This is a genomic window from Streptomyces sp. HM190 (assembly GCF_009857135.1).
GTDB classification, from domain to species: domain Bacteria; phylum Actinomycetota; class Actinomycetes; order Streptomycetales; family Streptomycetaceae; genus Streptomyces; species Streptomyces heilongjiangensis.
Genome location: NZ_CP047318.1, coordinates 7249729 through 7275023 on the forward strand (window position 1 = coordinate 7249729; position 25295 = coordinate 7275023).

The 25295-nt window shown below is 73.2% G+C and carries 21 protein-coding genes and 2 pseudogenes; 20 read left to right on the forward strand and 3 right to left on the reverse strand.

Annotated features, from left to right (window positions below):
• The first annotated feature begins 134 nt into the window (after positions 1 to 134).
• From GSY65_RS31020 to GSY65_RS31035, 4 genes are all read left to right on the forward strand, one after another.
• On the forward strand, positions 135 to 977 hold the full coding sequence (locus GSY65_RS31020) for a nitrilase-related carbon-nitrogen hydrolase (protein WP_159774796.1): 843 nt from the start codon (positions 135 to 137) through the stop codon (positions 975 to 977).
• A 127-nt stretch (positions 978 to 1104) separates the two neighbouring features.
• Positions 1105 to 2508, forward strand: coding sequence for a dihydropyrimidinase (gene hydA / locus GSY65_RS31025; RefSeq protein ID WP_159774798.1), 1404 nt, complete (start codon positions 1105 to 1107; stop codon positions 2506 to 2508).
• 11 nt (positions 2509 to 2519) lie between these two features.
• The gene (locus tag GSY65_RS31030; protein WP_159774800.1) at positions 2520 to 3539 is read left to right on the forward strand and encodes a TIGR03842 family LLM class F420-dependent oxidoreductase; all 1020 of its coding nucleotides are present in this window, start codon (positions 2520 to 2522) and stop codon (positions 3537 to 3539) included.
• A gap of 155 nt (positions 3540 to 3694) precedes the next feature.
• The gene (locus tag GSY65_RS31035) at positions 3695 to 5248 is read left to right on the forward strand and encodes an NCS1 family nucleobase:cation symporter-1 (protein WP_159774802.1); all 1554 of its coding nucleotides are present in this window, start codon (positions 3695 to 3697) and stop codon (positions 5246 to 5248) included.
• A 45-nt stretch (positions 5249 to 5293) separates the two neighbouring features.
• Here the strand turns inward: GSY65_RS31035 and GSY65_RS31040 are convergent, their stop codons facing one another.
• Positions 5294 to 5965 (reverse strand): hypothetical protein, encoded by a 672-nt coding sequence (locus tag GSY65_RS31040; protein ID WP_159774804.1) that lies wholly within the window; start codon positions 5963 to 5965, stop codon positions 5294 to 5296.
• 279 nt (positions 5966 to 6244) lie between these two features.
• Between GSY65_RS31040 and GSY65_RS31045 the strand changes: the two are divergent.
• The 13 genes and pseudogenes from GSY65_RS31045 to GSY65_RS31105 form a co-directional block, all read left to right on the forward strand.
• A pseudogene (locus GSY65_RS31045) lies at positions 6245 to 6493 on the forward strand (class I SAM-dependent methyltransferase); the annotation flags it as partial.
• A 100-nt stretch (positions 6494 to 6593) separates the two neighbouring features.
• Positions 6594 to 8456, forward strand: a complete 1863-nt coding sequence (locus tag GSY65_RS31050) for a gamma-glutamyltransferase family protein (RefSeq protein ID WP_201452727.1) — start codon at positions 6594 to 6596, stop codon at positions 8454 to 8456.
• A gap of 105 nt (positions 8457 to 8561) precedes the next feature.
• Entirely contained in the window at positions 8562 to 9407 is an 846-nt protein-coding gene (locus GSY65_RS31055; RefSeq protein ID WP_159774808.1) for an inositol monophosphatase family protein, read from the forward strand.
• 243 nt (positions 9408 to 9650) lie between these two features.
• Positions 9651 to 11063, forward strand: coding sequence for a phytoene desaturase family protein (locus GSY65_RS31060; RefSeq protein ID WP_159776569.1), 1413 nt, complete (start codon positions 9651 to 9653; stop codon positions 11061 to 11063).
• Positions 11064 to 11176: 113 nt separating this feature from the next.
• Positions 11177 to 12220: an SCO3242 family prenyltransferase gene (locus tag GSY65_RS31065; protein ID WP_201452728.1), complete on the forward strand. Its 1044-nt coding sequence runs from the start codon at positions 11177 to 11179 to the stop codon at positions 12218 to 12220.
• 45 nt (positions 12221 to 12265) lie between these two features.
• Complete coding sequence (locus tag GSY65_RS31070) at positions 12266 to 13114, forward strand: sugar phosphate isomerase/epimerase family protein (RefSeq protein WP_159774810.1); 849 nt, start codon at positions 12266 to 12268, stop codon at positions 13112 to 13114.
• Between the two features lie 67 nt (positions 13115 to 13181).
• Positions 13182 to 13934: an EboA domain-containing protein gene (locus GSY65_RS31075; protein WP_159774812.1), complete on the forward strand. Its 753-nt coding sequence runs from the start codon at positions 13182 to 13184 to the stop codon at positions 13932 to 13934.
• A 65-nt stretch (positions 13935 to 13999) separates the two neighbouring features.
• Entirely contained in the window at positions 14000 to 14854 is an 855-nt protein-coding gene (locus GSY65_RS31080) for a TatD family hydrolase (RefSeq protein WP_159774814.1), read from the forward strand.
• A gap of 10 nt (positions 14855 to 14864) precedes the next feature.
• Positions 14865 to 16028 carry a metabolite traffic protein EboE gene (gene eboE / locus GSY65_RS31085; RefSeq protein WP_159774816.1) on the forward strand — a complete coding sequence of 388 codons (1164 nt, stop codon included), beginning with the start codon at positions 14865 to 14867 and terminating at the stop codon, positions 16026 to 16028.
• 188 nt (positions 16029 to 16216) lie between these two features.
• Positions 16217 to 17689: a nucleotide pyrophosphatase/phosphodiesterase family protein gene (locus GSY65_RS31090; RefSeq protein ID WP_236580271.1), complete on the forward strand. Its 1473-nt coding sequence runs from the start codon at positions 16217 to 16219 to the stop codon at positions 17687 to 17689.
• Between the two features lie 16 nt (positions 17690 to 17705).
• Complete coding sequence (locus GSY65_RS31095) at positions 17706 to 18890, forward strand: cytochrome P450 (RefSeq protein ID WP_159774818.1); 1185 nt, start codon at positions 17706 to 17708, stop codon at positions 18888 to 18890.
• A gap of 58 nt (positions 18891 to 18948) precedes the next feature.
• On the forward strand, positions 18949 to 19458 hold the full coding sequence (locus GSY65_RS31100) for an O-acetyl-ADP-ribose deacetylase (protein WP_159774820.1): 510 nt from the start codon (positions 18949 to 18951) through the stop codon (positions 19456 to 19458).
• A 210-nt stretch (positions 19459 to 19668) separates the two neighbouring features.
• Complete coding sequence (locus GSY65_RS31105) at positions 19669 to 19869, forward strand: hypothetical protein (RefSeq protein ID WP_159774822.1); 201 nt, start codon at positions 19669 to 19671, stop codon at positions 19867 to 19869.
• A gap of 73 nt (positions 19870 to 19942) precedes the next feature.
• Here the strand turns inward: GSY65_RS31105 and GSY65_RS31110 are convergent, their stop codons facing one another.
• Positions 19943 to 20314 (reverse strand): ArsR/SmtB family transcription factor, encoded by a 372-nt coding sequence (locus tag GSY65_RS31110; protein WP_159774824.1) that lies wholly within the window; start codon positions 20312 to 20314, stop codon positions 19943 to 19945.
• 35 nt (positions 20315 to 20349) lie between these two features.
• Here GSY65_RS31110 and GSY65_RS31115 point away from each other — a divergent pair, with 35 nt between their 5' ends.
• From GSY65_RS31115 to GSY65_RS31125, 3 genes are all read left to right on the forward strand, one after another.
• Positions 20350 to 22431, forward strand: coding sequence for a heavy metal translocating P-type ATPase (locus tag GSY65_RS31115; RefSeq protein ID WP_201452729.1), 2082 nt, complete (start codon positions 20350 to 20352; stop codon positions 22429 to 22431).
• A gap of 143 nt (positions 22432 to 22574) precedes the next feature.
• Positions 22575 to 24083: an AlkA N-terminal domain-containing protein gene (locus GSY65_RS31120; RefSeq protein ID WP_328707525.1), complete on the forward strand. Its 1509-nt coding sequence runs from the start codon at positions 22575 to 22577 to the stop codon at positions 24081 to 24083.
• Positions 24084 to 24102: 19 nt separating this feature from the next.
• Entirely contained in the window at positions 24103 to 24585 is a 483-nt protein-coding gene (locus GSY65_RS31125; RefSeq protein WP_159774828.1) for a methylated-DNA--[protein]-cysteine S-methyltransferase, read from the forward strand.
• A gap of 60 nt (positions 24586 to 24645) precedes the next feature.
• Here GSY65_RS31125 and GSY65_RS31130 read toward each other — a convergent pair.
• Positions 24646 to 25258, reverse strand: a pseudogene (locus GSY65_RS31130) (SIR2 family NAD-dependent protein deacylase).
• Positions 25259 to 25295 lie beyond the last annotated feature (37 nt).

Here is a 25295-nt window from a genome sequence, read left to right on the forward strand (position 1 = left end):
ACGGCGGTGAAACATGCCTCCACGAAGAGGTGACACGGTGGAACGCCGAGCGGCTCCAGACGTGACACCGTGCAACTCAAACCCGATCGTCGGGCTTCCTAGTCTCGCTTCACACCGAGCGACCGGAGGTCCCGATGAGCAGAGTCATCCGCGCAGCCATCTTCCAGACGGCCTGGACCGGCGACAAGGAATCGATGATCCAGGTCCACGAGCAGGCGGCCCGCGACGCGGCCGCACAGGGCGCTCAGGTCATGTGCTTCCAGGAACTGTTCTACGGCCCCTACTTCTGCCAGGTCCAGGACAAGGCGTTCTACGAGTACGCGGAGGCGGTCCCCGACGGGCCGATCGTCAGGCGCTTCCAGGCGCTCGCCAGGGAGCTGAACCTCGTCCTGGTGCTGCCGATGTACGAGGAGGAGCAGCCGGGCGTCCTCTACAACACGGCCGCCGTGATCGACGCGGACGGCACGTACCTCGGCAAGTACCGCAAGCACCACATCCCGCAGGTGCCCGGCTTCTGGGAGAAGTTCTACTTCCGCCCCGGCAACGCGGGCTGGCCCGTCTTCGACACCGCGGTCGGGAAGATCGGCGTGTACATCTGCTACGACCGTCACTTCCCGGAGGGCTGGCGGGCGTTGGGCCTCGGCGGAGCGGAGATCGTCTTCAACCCGTCGGCTACCTCACGCGGTCTGTCCCGCTACCTGTGGCAGCTGGAGCAGCCGGCGTCGGCCGTCGCCAACGAGTACTTCATCGGCGCGATCAACCGGGTCGGCGTCGAGGACCTCGGCGACAACGACTTCTACGGGACGTCCTACTTCGTCGACCCGGAGGCCCAGTTCGTCGGCGAGGTGGCGAGCGACAAGGAGACCGAACTGGTCGTCCGCGACCTGGACATGGCCAAGCTCCGCGAAGTCCGCGACCGCTGGCAGTTCTTCCGCGACCGCCGCCCGGACGCGTACGGCCCGCTGACGGCTCCGTAGCGAGGCCACCCCGCGCCCCCGCGCTTCTCCCGGGGCGCGGGGCGGCACCCTGCGGCCGCCCGCCGCGTGGGCGCGACCAGCCACGAACGACCGGCACTTTCCCGACAACCGAACGGAGCGTGACCGAATGAGCGGCCGCACAGTCATCCGCGGCGGTCTCGTCATCACAGCCTCGGACGAGATCCACGCCGACGTCCTGATCGAGGACGGCCGGGTCGCCGCCCTCGCGTCGAGCGGTACCCCGGCCGCCGAGGCCTGGGTGGCCGACCGGGTCCTCGACGCCACCGGCAAGTACGTCATCCCGGGCGGCGTCGACGCCCACACCCACATGGAGCTGCCCTTCGGCGGCACGTTCGCCTCGGACACCTTCGAGACCGGCACGCGGGCCGCCGCCTGGGGCGGCACCACGACCATCGTCGACTTCGCGGTGCAGAGCGTGGGCCACACCCTCCGCGAGGGCCTCGACGCCTGGCACGCGAAGGCGGAGGGCAACTGCGCCGTCGACTACGGCTTCCACATGATCGTCTCCGATGTGAACCAGGAGACGCTCAAGGAGATGGACCTGCTGGTCGAAGAGGGCGTCACCTCCTTCAAGCAGTTCATGGCCTACCCGGGCGTCTTCTACAGCGACGACGGCCAGATCCTGCGCGCCATGCAGCGCTCCGCCGACAACGGCGGCCTGATCATGATGCACGCGGAGAACGGCATCGCGATCGACGTCCTCGTCGAACAGGCGCTGGCCCGCGGCGAGACCGACCCGCGGTACCACGGCGAGGTCCGCAAGGCGCTCCTCGAAGCGGAGGCCACCCACCGGGCCATCAAGCTCGCCCAGGTCGCGGGCGCTCCCCTGTATGTCGTGCACGTCTCGGCGATGGAGGCGGTCGCCGAGCTGGCCAAGGCGCGCGACGAAGGGCTCAACGTCTTCGGCGAGACCTGCCCGCAGTATCTGTTCCTGTCCACCGACAACCTCGCCGAGCCGGACTTCGAGGGCGCCAAGTACGTGTGCAGCACGCCCCTGCGGCCGCGCGAGCACCAGGCCAAGCTGTGGCAGGGCCTGCGCACCAACGACCTCCAGGTGGTCTCCACCGACCACTGCCCCTTCTGCTTCGTCGGGCAGAAGGAACTCGGCCGGGGCGACTTCTCCAAGATCCCCAACGGTCTGCCGGGCGTCGAGAACCGGATGGACCTGCTGCACCAGGCCGTCGTCGACGGGCACATCTCGCGCCGCCGCTGGATCGAGATCGCGTGCGCGACCCCGGCCCGCATGTTCGGCATGTACCCCCAGAAGGGCACGATCGCGCCGGGAGCCGACGCGGACATCGTCATCTACGACCCGCACGCCGAGCAGGTCATGTCCGCCGAGACCCACCACATGAACGTCGACTACTCGGCGTACGAGGGCAGGCGCACCACCGGCCGGGTCGAGACGGTCCTCTCGCGCGGCGAACTCGTCATCACCGAGCGGGAGTACACCGGTCGCGCCGGGCACGGCGTCTACACCCCCCGCTCCACCTGTCAGTACCTCAACTAGGAGCGGAGCAGATGGACTTCGGACTCGTCCTGCAGACCGACCCGCCGGCCTCGCGTGTCATCGAGCTGATGAAGCGCGCCGAGGACAACGGCTTCACCTACGGCTGGACCTTCGACTCCGCCGTGCTGTGGCAGGAGCCGTTCGTCATCTACAGCCAGATCCTGTCCCGGACCACGAAACTGAAGGTCGGTCCGATGGTCACCAACCCGGGCACCCGCACCTGGGAGGTGACCGCCTCGACCTTCGCCACGCTCAACGACATGTTCGGCAACCGCACTGTCTGCGGCATCGGCCGCGGCGACTCCGCGATGCGCGTCGCGGGCCGCACCCCGAACACCCTGGCCCGCATCAGCGCCGCCATGAAGGTCATCCGCGCCCTCGGCTCCGGCGAGGAGGCCGACCTCGGCGGCACGGTGATCCGTTTCCCCTGGATCAAGGAGGACGCCGAACTCCCGGTCTGGATGGCCGCGTACGGCCCCAAGGCCCTGAAGATGACGGGGGAGGAGGCCGACGGCTTCATCCTCCAGCTCTCCGACCTGTACCTCACCGAGTACATGGTCAAGGCGGTCAAGGACGCGGCCGTCGCCGTCGGGCGCGACCCGTCCGAGGTGAAGATCTGCGTGGCCGCCCCCGCCTACGTCACGGAGGACGACTCGCCGGAGGCGCTCGCCCACGCCCGTGAGCAGTGCCGCTGGTTCGGCGGCATGGTCGGCAACCACGTCGCCGACCTGGTCGCCAAGTACGGCGAGCACTCCGCGGCCGTACCGGAGGAACTCACGGACTACATCAAGGCCCGTGAGGGGTACGACTACTCCCACCACGGACGGGCCGACAACCCCGACACGGCGTTCGTCCCCGACGAGATCGTCGACCGGTTCTGTGTCATCGGTACTCCCGAGGCGCACATCGCGAAGCTGAACGCGCTGCGGGACCTGGGCGTCGACCAGTTCGCCGTGTACGACATGCATGACGCGCAGGAGCGGGTGATCGACGTGTACGGCTCCACGGTCATCCCCGCGCTCACCGGCTGACCGGGGATTCCTTCCCGGGCCGGCTCCTGCCACCATCCGGAACGCTCCACTCCATCACGACCCCCCACACCTTGACTCCCTCCCCGCTCCCCCGGGGAGGGCCCAGGGCCCGCACGGCCTTTCTCTCCCGTCCCGCCTCCTTGATTGGCCTGCCCATGACCGAAACAGTCCCCCCGGGGTCGCCGATGGCTCAGTCCACCGACTCGTCCGGCCGGATCGAGCTGCCCCCCGGGGCCTTCCCCGCCGACAGTCCCTTCGCCAACGAGGACCTGCGTCCCGTACCCGTCGCCGAACGCAAGTGGACGACGTACAACTTCGCGGCGCTGTGGATCTCCATGGCCCACTGCATCCCCAGCTGGACCCTGGCCTCCGGCCTGGTCGCCCTCGGCATGGACTGGAAGCAGGCCGTCTTCACCATCGCCCTGGCCAACGTCATCGTGCTGCTGCCGATGCTGGCCACCGGACACGCCGGACCCAAGTACGGCATCCCGTTCCCGGTGCTGGCCCGCGCGTCGTTCGGTCTGCGCGGTGCGAACATACCGGCCATGATCCGTGCGGCCGTGGCCTGCGGCTGGTTCGGCATCCAGACCTGGATCGGCGGCAGCGGCATCTTCGCCCTCGGCTCCAAGCTCACCGGCGGTCAGTGGGAGACCGCGGGGAAGATCGCCGGCAACCCCTGGCCGCTGTGGCTCTGCTTCCTCCTCTTCTGGGCGCTGCAGATCGCGATCATCTACCGGGGCATGGACTTCCTGCGGCACTTCGAGAACTGGGCCGCGCCCTTCGTGATCGTCGGCGCCTTCGTGCTGCTGATCTGGATCGCGGTCAAGGCGGACGGGTTCGGCGCGCTGCTGGACCAGCCGTCCAAGCTGGGCTGGGGCGCCGACTTCTGGCCGGTCTTCTTCCCCTCGCTCATGGGCATGATCGGTTTCTGGGCCACCCTCTCGCTCAACATCCCCGACTTCACCCGCTTCGGTTCCAGCCAGAGGGCGCAGACCTGGGGGCAGTCGCTGGGGCTGCCGACGACGATGACGCTCTTCGCGATCCTCGCCGTCCTCGTCACCTCCGGCTCCGAGGCCGTCTACGGCGAGGCGATCTGGGACCCGGTCACCCTCGCCGCCAAGGCCGACAGCACGTTCGGTCTGCTCTTCGCGCTGATCACCGTGCTGATCGCGACGGTCTCCGTGAACATCGCGGCGAACGTGGTCTCACCGGCGTACGACCTGGCGAACCTCGCGCCGAAGCTCATCAACTTCCGTACGGGCGCCCTGATCACCGGTGTCGTCGGCATCCTGATCTTCCCGTGGAAGCTGATCTCCACGCCCGAGTTCTACATCTTCACGTGGCTCGGCGTGGTCGGCGGACTGCTCGGCACGGTCGCGGGCATCCTCATCGCCGACTACTGGATCATCCGCCGTACGGTCCTGCACCTCGCGGACCTGTACACGGCGGGCGGCCGCTACTGGTACTCCGCCGGCTGGAACTGGCGGGCCATCGCCGCGTTCCTGGTGGGCGGTGTCCTCGCGGTCGGCGGCTCGTACTCGACCGTGTCCGCCGAGGGGGTCTCCTCGGGTCCGTTCCCCGAGGACGGCCTCATCCCCTTCCTCAAGCCGCTCGCCGACTACGGCTGGGCGGTGGGCCTCGCCGCCTCGATGCTGGTGTACGTGGCGCTGATGGCGGGGGAGCGGGAGAAGGCGAGAGCGACGGTCTGAGCGCCCCCGGACGGTGACGGCGGTGGCCGCGCCGGAGACGTGCCCCTACCGGGCGCGCTCCAGCGCGGCCACCGCTTCCTTCGCCGCCTTGATGGCACCCTTGTTGATCTCGTCGGTGCTCGGCGCCTTCTGCGACTCGAAGTCGCTGCCGTTGTAGGTGACGACCACCAGGGCGTTCGCCACGCGTGCGTACACCACGCCCTCGCGGGTCTGCTGCTTGTCCTCGGTGGTGAGGTTCACGACGGAGTAGGCCGCGTCACCGAGACCAGGCACCGCGCCACCGCCGCTCTTCTGCGACATCCGCTCCTTGAAGGTGGTTTCGGCCTTCGCGTCCGTTGGGTGAATCTCGTACGAGATGTCCAGCCAGCGGTAGTCGTACCCCTTCAGGGCGTTCCAGGAGCAGGTGCGGCGTACCGACTCGTCGGTCGACGCTATCTCCTTGCCGGCGGGCTTGGCGCCCGGAACAAGGGATGTGACCGATTTCGCCGTGACGGCGCCGCAGGGCGAGGGCGCCTTCGCATAGGTCTTGGTCGCGGCGGACGCGGCCGGCGCGGACTCGGAGGTGGAGATGGGCCCGGACGCGGTCTCCGCCGCGGACTCCTTGCCCGCCGGGCCCTGGTCCGACGAACCGGACGACAACGCCCAGCCTGCCGTGGCGAGTACGGCGACCGGAAGCAGACGCACGGTGAGGGCGAGCGGCAGAGGGAGATCACGCACAGCGCACTTCTCGGGGTCGTGGCGGCGGTACCGCCGGTCGGTGGGGTACGTCAGTGTCACACGACTGCCGGTGGGGCGAAAGTGTGACCTCGCTCCGTGTGTACGTGGTGACCGGCCCTCACCGTTCAGTCGCGCCGCGACTTTCCGGAGCCCCGGCTTCCGTCCGACGCGCGTGCCGGGATCGGATCCATGCTCCCGACACTCCGCCGCACCGCCTCCCGTGTGCCCCTGTCCGCCGCGCTGGTCCTGGCCGCCGGCGGCTGCGGACTGGGGGCGGACGACCCCGTCTTCACCACCGCCTACTTCGCCGACCCCGCCGAGGTGCCGGACGAGTTCGACGCGGCGGGGCTCACGTGCGAGGGTCAGTACGGGGTGGAGGGCGTCGCCTGGCTCATGGGGGACGTGCAGGAGTGGCTCGACGACCCCAGGCGCAGAGAGGCCGTCCTGGCGGCGACCCGGCGCGTCGAGTCGGAGCCGTCGCTGCTCGGCGCGAGCGGGCATGTGCTCACCGTGGGGCGGCGCGCGTGACGCGGACGGCGAACGACCGTGTGCCGTACGCACGTCCGAGGGTGGCACGGGGTGCTGCGTACGATCGGCGGACGACCGTCGTGCTGTGAGGAGTCCGCCCGTGTTCACCACCCGACCGACGCTCCAGGGCACCTTCGGCATGGTGTCCTCCACGCACTGGCTCGCGTCGCAGTCCGCGATGGCCGTCCTGGAGGACGGCGGCAACGCCTACGACGCGGCCGTCGCCGCCGGGTTCGTCCTGCACGTCGTCGAGCCGCACCTCAACGGGCCCGCCGGGGAGGTTCCCCTCGTCCTCGCGACGGCGGACGGCGAGGTCCGGGTCCTGTGCGGACAGGGCGTGGCGCCCGCCGGGGCGACGATCGAGCACTACCGGGGACTCGGGCTGGACCTCGTCCCCGGCACGGGCCCCCTGGCGGCCGCCGTGCCCGGCGCGTTCGACGCGTGGATGCTCCTGCTGCGCGACCACGGCACCAAGGACCTCGCCGACGTCCTGAAGTACGCCATCGGGTACGCGCAGGACGGGCACGCGCCCGTGGAGAACGTCGGGGCGGCCGTCGAGTCGGTGCGCGACCTCTTCGAGAAGGAGTGGGTGTCGTCGGCGGAGGTGTACCTCCCCGGCGGCCGGGCGCCCCGCCCCGGCGAGCTGCTGCGCAACCCCGCCCTCGCCGCGACCTGGCGGCGGCTGCTCGCCGAGGTGGAGGGGGCGGGCGACCGCGTGTCCCGCATCGAGGCGGCGCGGGAGGTGTGGCGGTCGGGCTTCATCGCCGAGGCCCTGGTGCGGCAGGCCGGGCGGCCCACCCTGGACACCAGCGGCGAACGCCACACCGGCACCCTCACCCTGGACGACCTGGCCGGCTGGTCCGCCACCTACGAGTCCCCGGCGACCTACGACTGGAACGGCTGGACCCTGTGCAAGGCCCGCCCCTGGAGCCAGGGCCCGGTGCTCCTCCAGCAACTCGCCCTGCTGCCGGACGAACTGCCCGCGTACGAATCCGCCGACTACGTGCACCTGCTCATCGAGGGCTGCAAGCTCGCCATGGCGGACCGCGAGGCCTGGTACGGCGACGCGGCGCCGGTGCCGCTGACCGAGCTGCTGTCCGACGCCTACAACGCCGAGCGGAGGGCCCTCGTCGGCGACACGGCCTCGTACGACCTGCGGCCCGGCAGTCCCGGCGGACGCACCCCGCGGCTGAGCGCCCACGCGCGCGTGGTGGCCACCGACTACGTCGGCTTCGACCCCCTGGGGGCCGGCGAGCCCACGGTCGGCGGCGCCCGCGCCGGCATCGGCGAACCGACGGTCGCCAAGAGCCCGCTGTCCCCCGTGCCGGGGGAGCCCGCGATCGCGGCGGACGGCAGCACCCGGGGCGACACCTGCCACCTGGACGTCGTCGACCGCTGGGGCAACATGGTCGCCGCCACGCCCAGCGGGGGCTGGCTCCAGTCCAACCCCGTCGTGCCCGAACTGGGCTTCCCGCTCGGCACCCGGCTGCAGATGACCTGGCTCGACGAGGGACTGCCGAACTCGCTCACGCCCGGCCGCCGGCCCCGCACCACGCTCACCCCCTCGCTGGCACTGCGCGACGGGGTGCCCGTGATGGCGTTCGGCACGCCCGGCGGCGACCAGCAGGACCAGTGGCAGCTCCACTTCTTCCTCGGCGTCGCCCTGCGCCCACCGGTCCGCGGCGGCCTCGACCTCCAGGGCGCCGTCGACGCCCCGAACTGGCACAACGACAGCTTCCCCGGCTCGTTCTACCCGCGCGGCATGCGCCCCGGCAGCGTCACCGTCGAGTCCCGCATGCCCGCCGAGGTCGTCGCGGAACTCCGCCGGCGCGGCCATGACGTCACCGTCGGCGAACCCTGGTCCGAGGGCCGTCTCTGCGCGGTCGCGCGCGATCCCGGGACCGGCGTGCTGTCGGCGGCGGCCAACCCGCGGGGCATGCAGGGATACGCGGTCGGGCGCTGAGCGGGAGCCCCCGCCGGGCGGCACCGGACCCGCTGTTCATGGTGATTCCATGCGGAGTGCACCCTCCCGGTAGGGATTGTCAGTGGTGCGTGCTGTCATAGGGGCATGATCGAAGACAGTGAAACCATCGACGAGTTTCTCGCCCGGCACGCCTCCGACGTCGAAGAAGCGATGCGCAAGGCCGCCGCCGCCGAGATCATGCCGCGCTGGCGGCAGCTCGCCGAGCACGAGGTCGACCAGAAGAACGGCCCCCACGACCTCGTCACCGACGCCGACCGCAAGGCCGAGCTGTATCTGACGCGGGCGCTGCCCGCGCTGCTGCCCGGCTCCGTGGTGGTCGGCGAGGAGGCGGTCCACGCCAACCCCGCGTCGTACGAGGCGATCCGCGGCGACGCGCCGGTCTGGATCGTCGACCCGGTCGACGGCACCCGGCAGTTCGTGCGCGGCGAGCCCGGCTTCTGCACGCTCGTCGCCCTCGCCCTGGACGGCGTGGTGCGCGCCTCCTGGACGTACGCGCCCGCGCTGGACCTGCTCGCCCTGGCGATACGGGGCCGGGGGGCCACGCTGGACGGAGAGCCGCTGCACGCCGGCTCACCCGAGCCCGGCCGCGACCTCGACGTGGCCACCTCCCACCCGGACTACACCACGCAGGAGCAGAAGGCAGCGCTGCTGGGCCTGTGGACGCAGGGCGTCGCCCCCCGTCCGTGCGGGTCGGCGGGGCTGGAGTACCTCGCCATCGCCCGAGGACGACTGGACGCGGTCGCGTTCTCCTGGGAGGCGGCCTGGGACCACGCGGCGGGTCTCCTCCTCGTCGAGGAGTCCGGCGGCGCCCATCTGACCCTCGCCGACGAGCCCTTCCGGATCACCGGCGGCAACGCCCTGCCGTTCACCGCGGCGCGGGACGCGGCCACGGCTCGCCGGGTGCGGGGGTTGCTGACGGCCGGAGCCTGAGCCGGCCGCTGCCGCGTGAACGTGCCGGGCGGACGGCCGTCGGCGGGGACGGGCCGCCGCCGGGGACGCGAACTCTCGCTCGGTGATCGGTCCGGCCTCCGCCCGTCCGGCGGCGTCGGCGGCCCACCCGTGCCATGGCTGTCGGTGGTCGGGCATATCCTGAGCGCAGGTTCGCCGCCGAGCGGAAACCCGTTCGCGGCGCTCGATGGCCATCGGCTGACGAAGGGGTCCGACGTGCCGGCGATGCTCGACGCGGTGGTGGTGGGGGCGGGGCCGAACGGCCTGACGGCTGCCGTGGAGCTGGCCCGCCGCGGATTCTCCGTGGCGGTCTTCGAAGCCAGGGACACGGTCGGCGGTGGTGCCCGCACCGCCGAGCTGACCCTGCCCGGCTTCCGGCACGACCCCTGCTCGGCGGCCCACCCCCTGGGCGTCAACTCGCCCGCGTTCAACGCCATGCCCCTCGCGCGCTACGGCCTGGAGTGGCTGCACGCCGAGCTGCCCATGGCGCACCCGTTCCTGGACGGCTCGGCGGCGGTGCTGTCGCGTTCGGTGGGGGAGACGGCCGCGTCGTTCGGGCCGCGGGACGCGGGCGCCTACCGCCGACTGGTCGAGCCCTTCCTGCCCACGTGGGACACCCTGGTGCGGGACTTCATGTCGCTGCCGCTGTCGGCGCTGCCCCGCGACCCGGTCACCCTCGCCCGCTTCGGCCTCGCCGGGCTGCCGCCCTCCACCTGGCTGATGCGCCGCTTCAAGGACGAGAAGGCCAAGGCGCTGTTCTCCGGGCTGGTCGCGCATGTCATCGCCCCGCTCGGCGGGCTCGCCACCGGCGCGGTGGGCCTGGTCTTCGCGCTGGCCGCGCACGCCGCCGGCTGGCCCGTCGCCCGCGGTGGCTCCCAGGCCGTCTCCGACGCGCTCACCGCCTACCTGAAGGACCTCGGCGGCACCGTCCACACCGACTACGAGGTCAAACGGCTCGACGACCTGCCGCCCGCGCGCGCCTACGTCTTCGACACCTCGCCCACCGCCCTCGCCCGGATCGCCGGCTTCGGGAACTTCTACGCGTCGTACCGGTACGGCGCGAGCGTCTTCAAGATCGACTACGCGCTGGACGGCCCCGTCCCCTGGACCGCCGAGGCGGCGCGCACCGCGGGCACGGTCCAGGTCGGGGCGAGCAGGGCGGAGATCAGCACCGCCCTGGACGCGGCCTCCCGGCACGGCCACGCCCCCGACCGGCCGTTCCTCATCACCGTGCAGCCCAGCCTCGTCGACCCCACCCGCGCCCCCGAGGGCAAGCACGTCTTCTGGGCGTACGGCCACGTCCCGAACGGCTGGACCGGAGACTTGACGGACGCCGTGGAGCGCCAGCTGGAGCGCTTCGCACCGGGGTTCCGCGACCGGGTCCTCGCCCGCGCCACCGCGGGCCCGCCCGAACTCGCCGCGCACAACGCCAACTACGTCGGCGGTGACATCGCCTGCGGTGCCGCCTCCGGCCTGCAGTTGCTGCTCCGGCCCAGGCTCACCCTGCAGCCGTACCGCACCCCGCACCCGGCCGTGTTCATCTGCTCGTCGGCCACCCCGCCCGGCCCCGGAGTACACGGAATGTCGGGGCACAACGCGGCCAAGGCGGTGTGGCGCAGACTGCGTCAGGAACACTGAACGCCCATAGCGCACAAGGGTGTTCACCGATAGGCGGTATCAAGTCACAAAACGACAAAGGTCTTCACGTTTTCTCCACATGAATGTGCAAGCGGCAGGGGTAAGTTGCCGCCATGAAAGATCGGAGAGGGGATATCCGCTCCGGTTCACGGCCTGCCGTGCGCCTCGCGGATCTCGCTCAACTCGTACGTGCACCGGCCGCGTTGAGCGTGCCGGGTGACATCCTCGCCGGCGCCGCCGCCGCGGGACGCCCGCTCAGCGGTCCGACGCTGGGAGTCATGGGATCGTCCGTCTGCCTCTATTGGGCCGGTATGGCTCTCAACGACTACGCCGACGCCACGATCGACGCCGTCGAACGCCCCGAGCGGCCCGTCCCGTCGGGCCGCGTGCCCCGCGCCACCGCCCTCGCCGTCGCCGGCGCGCTCACCGCCGCGGGCCTGGGGCTCGCCGCCGCCTCGGGCGGCCGCCGCAGCTTCCTGGGAGCGCTGCCGCTGACCGGCGTGATCTGGGCCTACGACCTGAAGCTCAAGTCCACCCCCGTGGGAGCGGCCGCGATGGCCTCGGCCCGCACCCTGGACGTCCTCGCCGGCGCCCTGGCCGCCGCCCGCCCGGGCGGAGCCGGCACGGCACTGCTGCGCGGCGCCGCCCCGGCCGCGCTCGTCGGCGCCCACACGTACACGCTGTCCGCCCTGAGCCGCCACGAGATCTCCGGCTCCCGGGCCCGCGTGCCCGCGTCGACCCTCGCCGCCGCCACGACCACCGCCCTCGCGACGGCGCTCCCCGCCGTCCGCGCGGCGATCGCCTCCGCCCGGACCCGCACGGCGGCGCCGTCCCCGGGCCACACGGCCGGTGCCGCCCCCCAGCGGCTCCCGCGGCGCCCCGGCAGCCGTCCCACCACGCGCTCGGCCCTCACCCGGGCCGCCGTCGTCGGCGCCGGGGCTCTCGCCTACCTCGGCACCTACGGCACCGCCCAGATCCGCGCCGTACGGGAGCCGTCGGGCGAGAACGTACGGCGGGCCGTCGGCGCCGGGATCGTCGGATTCCTGCCCCTGCAGACGGCGCTGACCGCGCGCAGCGGAGCCACGCTCGCGGCGGCCGCCCTCGGCGTCGCCCACCCCCTCGCCCGGCGGCTCGCCCGCCGTGTCTCCCCCACCTGAACCACCCCCAGGACCAGCACAGACCTCCGCAGGAGGAACGCCGGCATGACCGTGCCCCCCACCCCCCTCCGATTCGGTTACGGCACCAACGGCTTCACCAACCACCGCCTCGGCGACGTCCTCACCGTCCTCGCCGACCTCGGCTACGACGGCGTGGCCCTCACCCTCGACCACGGGCACCTCGACCCGTACGCCCCCGACCTGCCCCGACGCGTCGCCGAGATCGCCCGGGACCTCGACCGGCACGACCTCGACGTGACCGTGGAGACCGGCGCGCCCTACCTCCTCGACCCCTGGGGCAAGCACCAGCCGACCCTGATGTCCGACGCGGCCGAACACCGGATCGACCTGCTGCGGCGCGCCGTACGCATCGCCGCCGACCTCGGCTCGCCCACCGTCCACCTGTGCAGCGGCCCCGCCCCGCACGACGGACTCCCGCCGGCGGACGCCTGGAAGCGGCTCGCGGCGGGCGTCGAGACCGTCCTGGAGACCGCCGAGGAGTACGGCGTCTCCCTGGCCTTCGAGCCGGAGCCGTACATGTTCGTCGACACCGTCGAACGCTGCCTCGAACTGGCCGAACTCGTCGGCGGACACGAGATGTTCGGGATCACCCTCGACGTGGGGCACGCCCACTGCGTGGAGGAGCGGACCGTCCTGGAGTGCGTGCGGCTCGCCGCGCCGCGCCTGCTCAACGTGCAGATCGAGGACATGCGGCGCGGCGTCCACCAGCACCTCGAACTCGGCGCGGGCGAGATCGACTTCCCGCCCGTGCTCGCCGCCCTGCGGAACCTCGGACACCGCGGACTGGTCTCCGTGGAGATCCAGGGCGGCTCCCTCGACGCCCCCGACGTGGCCCGCCGCTCCCTCGACTTCCTGCGCGCCGCGTCGGCCTGACCCCCTCCGCCCTCCCTCCCTTTTCCTCGGGTTCCCCTCCCTCCCCCCCACCGGAGGCTGTTCCGCCATGGCGACCCTCGGCATGCCCGCGTCTGTGCCCCCCGACCCCCGCACCGTCCTCTCCCGCCACCCACTCGAACCGGCCGCCCGCTCCTGGCTCACCGACGCGGAGGCACGGATCGCCGCCCGGCCCGACGCCGTGCGGGCCCTGTTCCCCACCGCCCGCCGACACTGCGGACGCGCCCGGCTGGACGCCCACTGGACCGCCGACGAGGCCGCCCGTGCCGTCCTGCTCACCGCCCTGCCCCTCACCGGCGCACCCCTCGCAGCCGAACTGGCGGGCCTCTTCCGCCACGGCGACCCGGCCGAACAACGGGCCGTCCTGCGGGCCCTGCCCCTCCTCGACACCGCCACCGGGGCCGGCGGCGAACCCCTCGCCGACCTCGCCCTCCCCCTGGTCCGGGAGGCGCTGCGCGGCAACGACAGCCATGTCATCGAGGCCGCCCTCGGACCGTACGGGGCGGCGCGGCTCCCCGACGCGGAGTACCGGCAGGCCGTGCTCAAGTGCGTGTTCCAGGAGATCCCGCTCGATCGCGTAGCCGGACTCGACACCCGCGCCGACGCCGAACTCGCCCGGATGCTCGCCGACTTCGCACACGAGCGGGTCGCCGCCGGCCGGGACGTCCCGCACGACATCTGGCCCTTCGTCCGCGCCCACCCCGCACGCGCCGCCCTCACCGAGCGGCTCACCGCCGAGACACGGGCCGCCGCGCCCGAACGCCGCGAGGCAGCCGAACGCGCGCTGAAGGCGCTCCGGTAGCCCGAGCCCCGCGCGACGCCACCGAACCCGCCCCGCTCCCCGAAGAACCCGAGGAAGACCACGACGTGCGCATCTTCGACCCCCACATCCACATGACCTCCCGCACCACCGACGACTACGAGGCGATGCACGCGGTCGGGGTCCGCGCGGTCGTCGAACCGGCCTTCTGGCTCGGCCAGCCCCGTACCTCCCCCGACAGCTTCTACGACTACTTCGACGCCCTGCTGGGCTGGGAGCCGTACCGGGCCGCCCAGTTCGGCATCCAGCACTTCTGCACCATCGCGCTCAACCCGAAGGAGGCCAACGACCCGCGCTGCCGTCCCGTCCTGGACGAACTGCCCCGCTACCTCGCCAAGGACCGGGTGGTCGCGGTCGGTGAGATCGGCTACGACTCCATGACCCCGGAGGAGGACGAGGCGCTCGCCCTCCAGCTGGGGCTCGCCGTGGAACACGGCCTGCCCGCGCTCGTGCACACCCCGCACCGCGACAAGGCCACCGGCACCCGCCGCACCCTGGACGTCGTACGGGAGTCGGGCATCGCCCCCGAACTCGTCCTCCTCGACCACCTCAACGAGCTGACCGTCGGCATGGTCCTCGACAGCGGCAGCTGGGCCGGGTTCTCGATCTACCCACGGACCAAGATGAGCGAGGACCGCATGGTCGCCATACTCCAGGAGCACGGCACCGACCGGATACTCGTCAACTCGGCCGCCGACTGGGGACGTTCGGACCCGCTGAAGACCAGGAAGACCGCTGACGCCATGCGCGCCGCCGGCTTCGACGACGACACCGTGGACAAGGTCCTCTGGCGCAACCCCGTCGCCTTCTACGGACAGAGCGGCCGTCTGGACCTCGACGAGCCCAAGCCCGACGAGGAGTCGAGCTTCCAGGGCAACTCCGTCCGCCGCGGCGGGGAGTGAGCGCCCGGCCATGCGATTCCGGCACCCCGACGGCACCCCCGTCCACCTCGGCTACTGCAGCAACGTCCACCAGGCGGAGGACCTCGACGGCGTCATCGGCCAGCTCGCCGCGTACGCCGAACCCGTGCGCGAACGTCTCGGCGCCGACCGGCTCGGCATCGGCCTCTGGCTCGCCCGTGACGTGGTGACCCGGCTCGTCGACGACGAGGACGAGGTGAGGCGCCTCAAGGGCGAGCTCGCCGCCCGCGGCCTGGAGACCGTCACGCTCAACGCCTTCCCCTACGCGGGTTTCCACCGCGAGGTGGTCAAGAAGGACGTGTACCTGCCCGACTGGGCCGACGAGGCCCGGCTGCGCCACACCCTCGACTGCGCCCGCGTGCTCGCCGCGCTCCTCCCCGACGACGTGGAACGGGGGAGTGTCTCCACCCTCCCCCTCGCCTGGCGGACGCCCTGGCCCCCGGACCGTGCCGAGACCGCCCGCCGAGCCCTGGACCGGCTCGCCGCCGGACTCGCCGCGATCGAGTCCGACACCGGCCGCCGCGTCCGTGTCGGCTTCGAACCGGAGCCCGGCTGCGTCGTGGAGACCACCGCCCAGGCCGTACGGGAGCTGCGCGGACTCGACCCCGAGCGGCTCGGCGTCTGCCTCGACGCCTGCCATCTCGCCGTGCAGTTCGAGGAACCGGGGGCCGCCCTCGCCCGCCTCGCGGACGCCGGGCTCGCGGTGGTCAAGCTGCAGGCGTCCTGCGCCGTCGAGGCCGCCGACCCCGCCGATCCCGCGGCCCGCGCGGCCCTGCGGCGCCTCGCGGAGCCGCGGTTCCTGCACCAGACCCGTACGGCGTCCGCGCCCGGGGCCCCCGTCCACGCCGTCGACGACCTGCCGGACGCCCTCGACGGCGGCCTGCCCACCGGCACCGGGCCCTGGCGCGTCCACTTCCACGCCCCGCTGCACGCCGACCCCGAGCCGCCGCTGCGCACCACCGCCGACCAGCTGACCGCCGTCCTCGCGGGGCTGCTCGGCGGCACCTCCGTCCACTGCGACCACATCGAGGTCGAGACCTACACCTGGTCCGTCCTCCCCGAGCCGCCCGCCGACCTGGCGGGCGGCATCGCCGCCGAACTCACCTGGGCCCGCGACCGGATGACCGGACTCGGCCTCAAGGAGGACCACCAGTGAGCACCCCACCCACGGGCCCCCGATCCACGGGCACGCCACCTACGGACACGCCCCCCACCGGCCCCCGATCCACGCGCACGCCCTCCGTGAGTCCGTCGTCGGCCGGCACCCGCCCGGCGGGCGCACCGTCCGCGCGGCGGCTCGTCGTCCTCGACGTCGTCGGTCTCACCCCCAAGCTGCTGCGGCACATGCCCGCCGTCGCCGCCCTCGGCGAGCGCGGCTTCCGGGCCCGCCTCGACCCGGTCCTGCCCGCCGTGACCTGCACGGTCCAGTCCACCTTCCTCACCGGCGAACCCCCGTCAGGGCACGGCGCGGTCGGCAACGGCTGGTACTTCCGCGACCTCGGCGAGGTCCTGCTGTGGCGGCAGCACAACGCGCTCGTCGGCGGCGAGAAGATCTGGGACACGGCCCGCAGGACCGCCCCCGGCTACAAGGTCGCCAACATCTGCTGGTGGTACGCGATGGGCGCCGACGTCGACCTCACCGTCACCCCCCGCCCCGTCTACTACTCCGACGGCCGCAAGGAACCCGACTGCTACACCTGGCCGCCGTCCCTGCACGACGAACTCACCGACCGGCTCGGCCCGTTCCCGCTGTTCACCTACTGGGGCCCCAACGCCGGGATGCCCTCCACCCAGTGGATCCTCGGCGCCGCCCGCCAGGTCTTCGACGAGCACCGGCCCGACCTCACCCTCGTCTACGTCCCCCAACTCGACTACGAGCCCCAGCGGTCCGGCCCCGACTCGCCCGCGACGGCCGAGAGCGCGCGCCGGCTCGACGAGGCGCTGCGCCCGCTGATCGACCACTTCCTGCGCGAGGGCGCCACCGTCGTCGCGCTCAGCGAGTACGGCATCACCCCCGTCTCCCGCCCCGTCGACATCAACCGCGCGCTGCGCCGCGCCGGACTCCTCGACGTGTACACCCAGGACGGCATGGAGTACCTCGACCCGTGGACGTCACGGGCCTTCGCCGTCGCCGACCACCAGATCGCCCACGTCTACGTCCGCGACCCGGCCGACACCGCCGACGTCGCCAAGGTCCTCGCGGGACTCGACGGCGTGGACGCGGTGCTGGACGCCGAGGGCAAGAAGGCCCACGGCCTGGACCACGAACGCTCCGGCGACCTGGTCGCCGTCGCCGACCCCGACGCCTGGTTCACGTACTACTACTGGCTCGACGACGCGCGCGCCCCCGACTTCGCGCGCCAGGTCGAGATCCACCGCAAGCCCGGCTACGACCCCGCCGAGCTGCTGTACGACGACACCGTCCCGGCGGTGAGGCTCCGCGCGATCGGCCAGGTGGCCCGCAAGAAGCTCGGGCTCCGCTACCGCATCAGCACCGTCCCGCTGGACCCCTCCGGAGTGAGCGGCAGCCACGGCCGGCTGCCCGCCGACCCCGACGACGGCCCGGTCCTGCTGTGCTCCGCGCCGGACGAGGCACGCGAGGCGTACGCCGCGACCGAGGTCAAACGGCTCCTGCTGACCCTCGCGGGCCTCCCCGCCACCGGCGCCGCCCTCCGCCCCACCGCCCTGCGGCCCAGCGACCCCCACCCCACCGACACTCCGGCCCCCGTCGACGACGCGGCCACGGGGAACGCCCCCGGGCCGGGCGACGCCCCGCACCCCACCGACGCCCCCCGCACCGGCACCGACGCGACCTAGGAAACGGCACACAGCGATGACCACGCACCCCCCACTCCCCACCGCCCGACCCCTGCTCGACCCCGCCCCCGAGTACGCCAAGTGGCAGGCGGAGGAACCGATCCGCCGCGTGGCGCTCTGGGGCGACAGCAGCCCCTGGGTGATCACCCGGCACGAGCACGCCCGCGCGGTGCTCTCCGACGCCCGCTTCAGCTCCGACGGCACCCGCCCCGGCTACCCGACCATGCGCCCCCAGCCGACACCGCGCACCCCCGGCCAGATCTTCATGATGGACGGCCCCGACCACAACCGGCTGCGCCGCATGCTCATCAGCGACTTCACCCACCGTCGGGTCGAGGCGCTGCACCCCCGCGTCACCCGGCACGTCGGGAACCTGATCGACGCGATGACGGCCGACGGGGCCACCGAGGCGGACCTCGTCGAGGCGTACGCCCTGCCGCTGCCGTCGCTCGTGATCTGCGAACTGCTCGGCGTGCCCTACGAGGACCACGCCTTCTTCCAGCGCCAGTCCCGGACCTTCCTCACCATCGGCACCAGCCCGCAGGAGGCGATGGCCGCCCGCGCCGAGCTGTACCGCTACCTCGGCGAGCTGCTCGCGCGACGGGCCGAGGAGCCCGCCGACGACCTGCTCTCCCGGCTCGCGACGGAGCGGGTCGCCACCGGTCAGGCGACGGTGGAGGAGGCCGTCGGGATCTCCTTCGTCCTGCTCCTCGGCGGCCACGAGACCACCGCCAACATGATCGCCCTGTCGACCGTGGCCCTGCTGCGCGACCCGGCGCAGCTCGCCGCGCTGCGCGCCGACCCCACGCTGTGGCCGGGCGCGGTGGACGAACTGCTGCGGTACCTCACGGTGGTGCACTCCGGCATGCGCAGGGTCGCCACCGAGGACGTGGAGGTGGGCGGTGTCCTCATCCGCGCCGGTGAGGGCGTCATCGTGCCCCTCCAGGCGGCCAACCGGGACCCGGACGTCTACCCCGAACCGGACCGCCTCGACGTCACCCGCGACGCGTCCCGGCACCTCGCGTTCGGGCACGGGGCCCACCACTGCGTCGGCGAGTCCCTCGCCCGCGCCGAACTGGGCATCGCCCTGCCCGCGCTGTTCGACCGGCTGCCGGGGCTGCGCCTGACGGCCGACCCGGAGGACTTCGCCCAGCCCCTGAGCCCGGTCCACGGGGTGCGGTCCCTGCCGGTGGCCTGGTGACCCACGGGCCGGCCGGCGCCGGGGCGGAGCACGGACGGCTGCTGCTATAGAGGTGGTCATGACCACCATCACCCTTGTCCAGGGGGACATCACCCAGCAGTCCGTCGACGCCATCGTGAACGCCGCGAACTCCTCCCTCCTCGGCGGGGGAGGAGTGGACGGCGCCATCCACCGGCGCGGCGGCCCCGCCATCCTGGAGGACTGCCGCAGGCTTCGCGCCTCGCACTACGGCAAGGGCCTGCCCACGGGGCAGGCGGTCGCCACCACGGCCGGCGCGCTGAACGCCCGATGGGTCATCCACACGGTGGGCCCGGTGCACAGCCAGAGCCTGGACCGGTCCGCCCTCCTCGCCTCCTGCTACCGCGAATCCCTGCGCGTGGCCGACGAGTTGGGCGCCCGCACGGTCGCCTTCCCCGCCGTCTCCGCCGGCATCTACGGCTGGCCCCTGGACGACGCCGCCCGCATCGCGGTGGAGACGGTCCGCGCCACCGAGACAGCGGTGGAGGAGGTCAGGTTCGTCCTGTTCGACGAACGCGCGTACGACGCGTTCGCGGCGCGGGTCGACTGAGCGCCCTCCTGCAGGCGCTTCTCCTGGGCGCGCGACACGGCGGACACGGACGGTCGAACGGGCGAGCGGTCCCGCACGCTGTCGCGGGGCGGCTGAAGCGGCTGGTCAGCGGCGCCGGACGCGGCGGCGAAGAGGCGGCGAAGGGCCGACGCCGATCGGCTCGGCGCCGCCTCGGAGGTGCTGGTGCCCCGGAGCGGCACGCTCGACCGCATGGATTCGGGCGGTGTACTCACCCCGCTGTCGCGTGAGTCGACCACGCCGGCGCGGCTGGAGGGCGACCGACTCGCACCGGCCGCGGCCGCCCGGCACGCGAAAGCCGTGCGGAGGGCCCACACCACCGTGCGGGAGCGACTGCGGACCCTGCGCGCCGCCACACCGGCCGCGCCCCACCGCGCGCCCGCCACCCCGTAGCGCGCCCACGCCCGTCACAGCTCACCGCGCGCCCGCCACCCCGTAGCGCGCCCCCGCGGCGGCCGATCCGGTCTCAGTCACCCTCCGGCGCGTCGCTGATCCCCAGCCGCAGGTGCTCGACGTGGTACACGGCCTGGTCCAGCAGCTCGGCGACATGGTGGTCGTGCAGCGCGTACACCACCGAACGGCCCCGGCGCTCACCCACCACGAGCCCCAGGTTCCGCAGCAGGCGCAGCTGGTGGGAGCACGCGGACTGCTCCATGCCGACCTCGGCGGCCAACTCGGTCGCCGGGAGCGGGCCTTCGCGCAACCGGGCCAGGATCAGCAGCCGGGACGGCGTGGACAGGGCCTGGAGGGTGGTGGCGACCTTCGCGACGTTGCCCGCGTCCAGGCGCACACGGGGGGTGGCGTCCTGCGCGGCGGCGGTTACGGCTCCATGACCCATGGCGAGTATCTTACTCATCGTACATGAAGGCATGAATGAGTCTTCATGTGTTCCTGTATGGTGGCCGGGTGTCTGCCACTCTCGCCCCGTCACCGGTCCGCCGTGCGCCCGCGTCGACGGCACCCCGCCGCCGCACCCGCGTCCTCGCCCTCCCCGAGGCGCGCTGGGCCCTGGCGTCGACCGTCGCCTTCCTCCTCGCCCTCCCGCTGGACCTCGCCGGCGCCTCCGCCTGGCTGTACGGCCCGCTCTACCTCGTCGCCTACGCGGCCGGCGGCTGGGAGCCCGCCCTCGAAGGGCTGCGGGCGCTGCGCGAGAAGAGCCTCGACGTCGACCTGCTGATGATCGTCGCCGCGCTCGGAGCAGCCGCGATCGGCCAGGTCCTCGACGGCGCCCTGCTGATCGTCATCTTCGCCACCTCCGGCGCGCTGGAGGCCCTCGCCACCGCCCGCACCGCCGACTCCGTACGCGGCCTGCTCGACCTCGCGCCCACCACGGCCACCCGGCTGTCACCGGACGGCGCCGAGGAGACCGTGCCGACCGACCGGCTCGCCGTCGGCGACACGGTGCTGGTCCGCCCCGGCGAACGCATCGGCGCCGACGGCCGGGTCCTGGAGGGCGAGAGCGAGGCCGACCAGGCGACCATCACCGGTGAACCCCTGCCCGTGCCCAAGGCGCCGGGCGACGAGGTCTTCGCCGGCACCCTCAACGGCAACGGCGCCCTGCGTGTCCGCGTGGAACGCGACCCGGCCGACTCGGTCATCGCCCGCATCGTCGGCCTCGTCGAGGAGGCGTCCCGCACCAAGGCGCCCACCCAGTTGTTCATCGAGAAGGTCGAACAGCGGTACTCCGTCGGGGTCGTCGTCGCCACCCTCGCCGTCTTCGGCATCCCGCTGGCCTTCGGGGAGAACCTCACCGAGGCCCTGCTCCGGGCCATGACCTTCATGATCGTCGCCTCGCCCTGCGCGGTCGTGCTGGCCACCATGCCACCGCTGCTCTCCGCCATCGCCAACGCCGGCCGGCACGGCGTCCTCGTCAAGTCGGCCGTCGCCATGGAACGGTTGGGCGAGATCGACGTCGCCGCGCTCGACAAGACGGGCACGCTCACCGAGGGCACGCCCGAGGTCACCGCCGTACGGCCGCTTCCCGGCTCCGGGCTCGACGAGGACAGGCTGCTCGCGCTGGCCGCGGCCGCCGAGCACCCGAGCGAGCACCCGCTGGCCCGCGCGGTGGTCGCCGCGGCCGCTGCACGAGGGCTGCGCCCGGCCGCCGCCGCGGACTTCATGGCCACACCGGGGCGGGGGGTGCGCGCGACCGTCGAGGGGTCCGTGATCACCGTCGGCCGACCGGGCGAGTACGCCGACGCCGCCGGCGATGTCCTCGATGCCGCGGTCGATGGCGATGTCCCCGACGCGGCGGCTCTCGGCGGCGAAGTCCTCGGCAGTGCGGTCCCGGGCGGTGCTGCCTCCGGTGGTGACGCCGCCCGTCGCCGGGACTCCGGAGGGACGACCGTCGTCGTCGCGCGGGACGGGGCCGCCGTCGGGCTGCTCACCCTCACGGACCGTGTGCGTCACGACGCGTCCGCCGCCGTCGCCGGGCTCACCGCGGTGACCGGTACCGCGCCCGTCCTGCTGACCGGGGACGATCCGCGCACCGCCGCGCGGGTGGCCGACGGCACCGGGATCACCGATGTCCGGGCCGGGCTGCTGCCGCAGGACAAGGTGACGGCCGTACGGGCGTTGCAGGGCGCCGAGGGCCGCAGGGTGCTGTTCGTCGGGGACGGGGTCAACGACGCTCCGGCGCTTGCCGCGGCGCACTCCGGGGTGGCGATGGGCCGCGCCGGGTCCGACCTGGCGCTGGAGACGGCGGACGCGGTGGTCGTGCGGGACGAGCTGGTCGCGATCCCGGCCGTGGTGCGTTTGTCACGGGCGGCCCGGCGGCTGGTGGTGCAGAACCTGGTGATCGCGGGCGTGTGCATCGCCGTGCTGGTGGTGTGGGACCTGGTGGGGCATCTGCCGTTGCCGCTCGGCGTCGCCGGGCACGAGGGGTCCACGGTGCTCGTGGGCCTCAACGGACTGCGGCTGCTGCGGGAGAGCGCCTGGCGGCGGGCCGCGGGGTAGCTGCACCCGCGGGGGCAGGGGAGTCCGCGGCGCGTCGCGCGGTGCGCCCGTCCCCCGAAGGCCGCAGGCGGTGCCGGGGCAGCCGCCACCTCGATGTCGGATTCTCGCCAGCCCCGCCCCCTCCCGTGCTCGATGCTTGAGCCATGCGGAACGGGATGTACAGGGACGTGGAGCGGTGCGTGCGGGCCGTGCAGTCGAAGGACGCGCGGTTCGACGGGTGGGTGTTCACCGCCGTGCTGACCACCCGGATCTACTGCCGGCCGAGCTGTCCGGTGGTGCCGCCGAAGCCGCGGAACATGACGTTCTACCCGAGCGCGGCGGCCTGCCAGCAGGCCGGGTACCGGGCGTGCAAGCGGTGCCGGCCCGACACGAGCCCCGGATCACCGGAATGGGACCGGCGGGCCGACCTCGCGGCGCGGGCCATGCGGCTCGTGGCGGACGGCGTCGTCGACCGGGAGGGCGTGCCGGGGCTGGCCCGGCGGCTCGGGTACAGCACCCGGCAGGTCGAGCGGCAGCTGCTGGCGGAGCTGGGGGCGGGGCCGCTCGCCCTCGCCCGGGCGCAGCGCTCGCAGACCGCCCGGCTGCTGATCGAGACGACCGCGCTGCCCATGGCCGAGATCGCGTTCGCCGCCGGCTTCGCCTCGATCCGGACGTTCAACGACACCGTGCGGGAGGTCTTCGCGCTCTCACCCAGCGAACTGCGGGAACGGGCCGCGAGGCGGGCCGGGACCAGGGCCGTGCCGCCCGGCGGCCCCGCCGGCACACCGGGCGTCCTGGCCCTGCGCCTGCCCTTCCGGGCCCCGCTCAACCCCGACAACCTCTTCGGACACCTAGCCGCGACCGCCGTCCCCGGCGTGGAGGAGTGGCGCGACGGCGCGTACCGGCGCACGCTCCGGCTGCCGTACGGGCACGGCATCGTCGGCCTCACCCCGCGCCCCGACCACATCGCCTGCCGGCTCACCCTCAGCGACCTGCGGGACCTGCCCGTCGCCATCAGCCGCTGCCGCCGCATGCTGGACCTGGACGCCGACCCGGTCGCGGTGGACGAGCAGTTGCGTGCGGATCCGGCGCTGGCCCCGCTGGTCGACAAGGCGCCCGGCCGCCGGGTGCCGCGCACCGTCGACGAGGCCGAGTTCGCCGTACGGGCGGTGCTCGGCCAGCAGGTCTCCACCGCCGCCGCCCGCACCCATGCGGGCCGTCTGGTCCTCGCCCACGGCGAACCCGTCGACGATCCCGAGGGCGGCCTCACCCATCTCTTCCCCTCACCCGAGGCGCTCGCCGCCGTCGACCCCGGGACCCTGGCGATGCCCCGCACCCGCCGGACGACCCTGACCACGCTGGTCGGGCGGCTCGCCGGGGGCGAACTGCGCCTGGGGGTGGACAGCGACTGGGCGGAGACCCGCGCCCGCCTCCTCGACCTGCCCGGCTTCGGCCCCTGGACCACCGACGTCATCGCCATGCGCGCCCTCGGCGACCCCGACGCCTTCCTCCCCACCGACCTCGGCGTCCGGCGCGCGGCGGCGCACATGGGCCTGCCGTCCACCCCGGTCGCGCTCACCGCCCGCGCCGCGGCCTGGCGGCCCTGGCGGGCGTACGCGGTCCAGTACCTGTGGGCTACGGACAGTCACCCCATCAACTTCCTTCCCGCATGAGCCCCTTGAAGGACACGGCATGAAGCAGCACACAGTCACCGACAGCCCCTACGGCCCCCTCACCCTCGTCGCCGACGACGGCGTGCTGTGCGGTCTCTACATGACCGGGCAGCGCCACCGCCCGCCGCAGGAGACCTTCGGCCCGCGCGACGACACCCTCCTCGCCGAGGCGAAGGAGCAACTGGCCGCCTACTTCGCGGGCGAGCTGCGGCAGTTCACCCTCGCGCTGCGCCTGCACGGCACCGGGTTCCAGCGCGGTGTGTGGGAGCAGCTCGCGCGGATCCCCTTCGGTGAGACCCGCTCGTACGGTGAGCTCGCCGACGCCCTGGGCAGCCCCCGGGCGTCCCGCGCGGTCGGCCTCGCCAACGGCAGGAACCCCGTCGGGATCATCGTGCCCTGCCACCGCGTGGTCGGCTCCGACGGCAGCCTCACCGGGTACGGCGGCGGTCTGGACCGCAAACGGCGCCTGCTCGCCTTCGAACAGGGCACAACGCTGTTCTGACCCCCTACCCGGCGACCGACGGCCCCGCCCGGCGACCGGGGCCCCGTCCGGTTCGGCCGCTCAGCCGCCCACGGCGGCGACCCTGCGCAGCAGTTCCGGCAGCGCGGTGCCGATCGGCTCCCGGACGACCTCGTCGGCCAGCTCGTCGTACGGGGTGGGCTCGGCGTTCACGATGATCAGCCGGGTCGAGGCGCTCACCGAACATCACCGTCGCCGACTTCAGCACGCCCCCGCACGCCAGGCACGGCGGGTCGTCCTCACCGGCGTCGACGCGGGCGAGCGCGTCCTCCATCGGCGTACGGGCGTGACACGCGGTGCACACCACGGACCGCGCCGTGCCGTGCAGTTCGACGACCTTGCGGGCCGGCATCCCGGCCAGCTGGTGCAGCCCGTCCACGTTCTGCGTGATCACCCGCACCGGCACCCCGGACCGCTCCAGCTCGGCCACCGCCAGGTGCGCCGCGTTCGGCCGGGCGTTGAGCGTCCGGTTGTCACGCCGCATCCGCCACGAGCGCCGGCGGATCTCCGGATCACCCATGTAGTACTCGTACGTCACCAGCTTCTCCGCCTCCGGGTCCGTACGCCACAGCCCGTTCGGGCCGCGGTAGTCGGGGATACCTGAGTCGGTGGAGACACCGGCGCCGCTGAGCAGGGCGACGAGGGGCTTCTTCATGGGGCCGAGGGTAGGTCGCCCGGCAGCGCGGGACCAG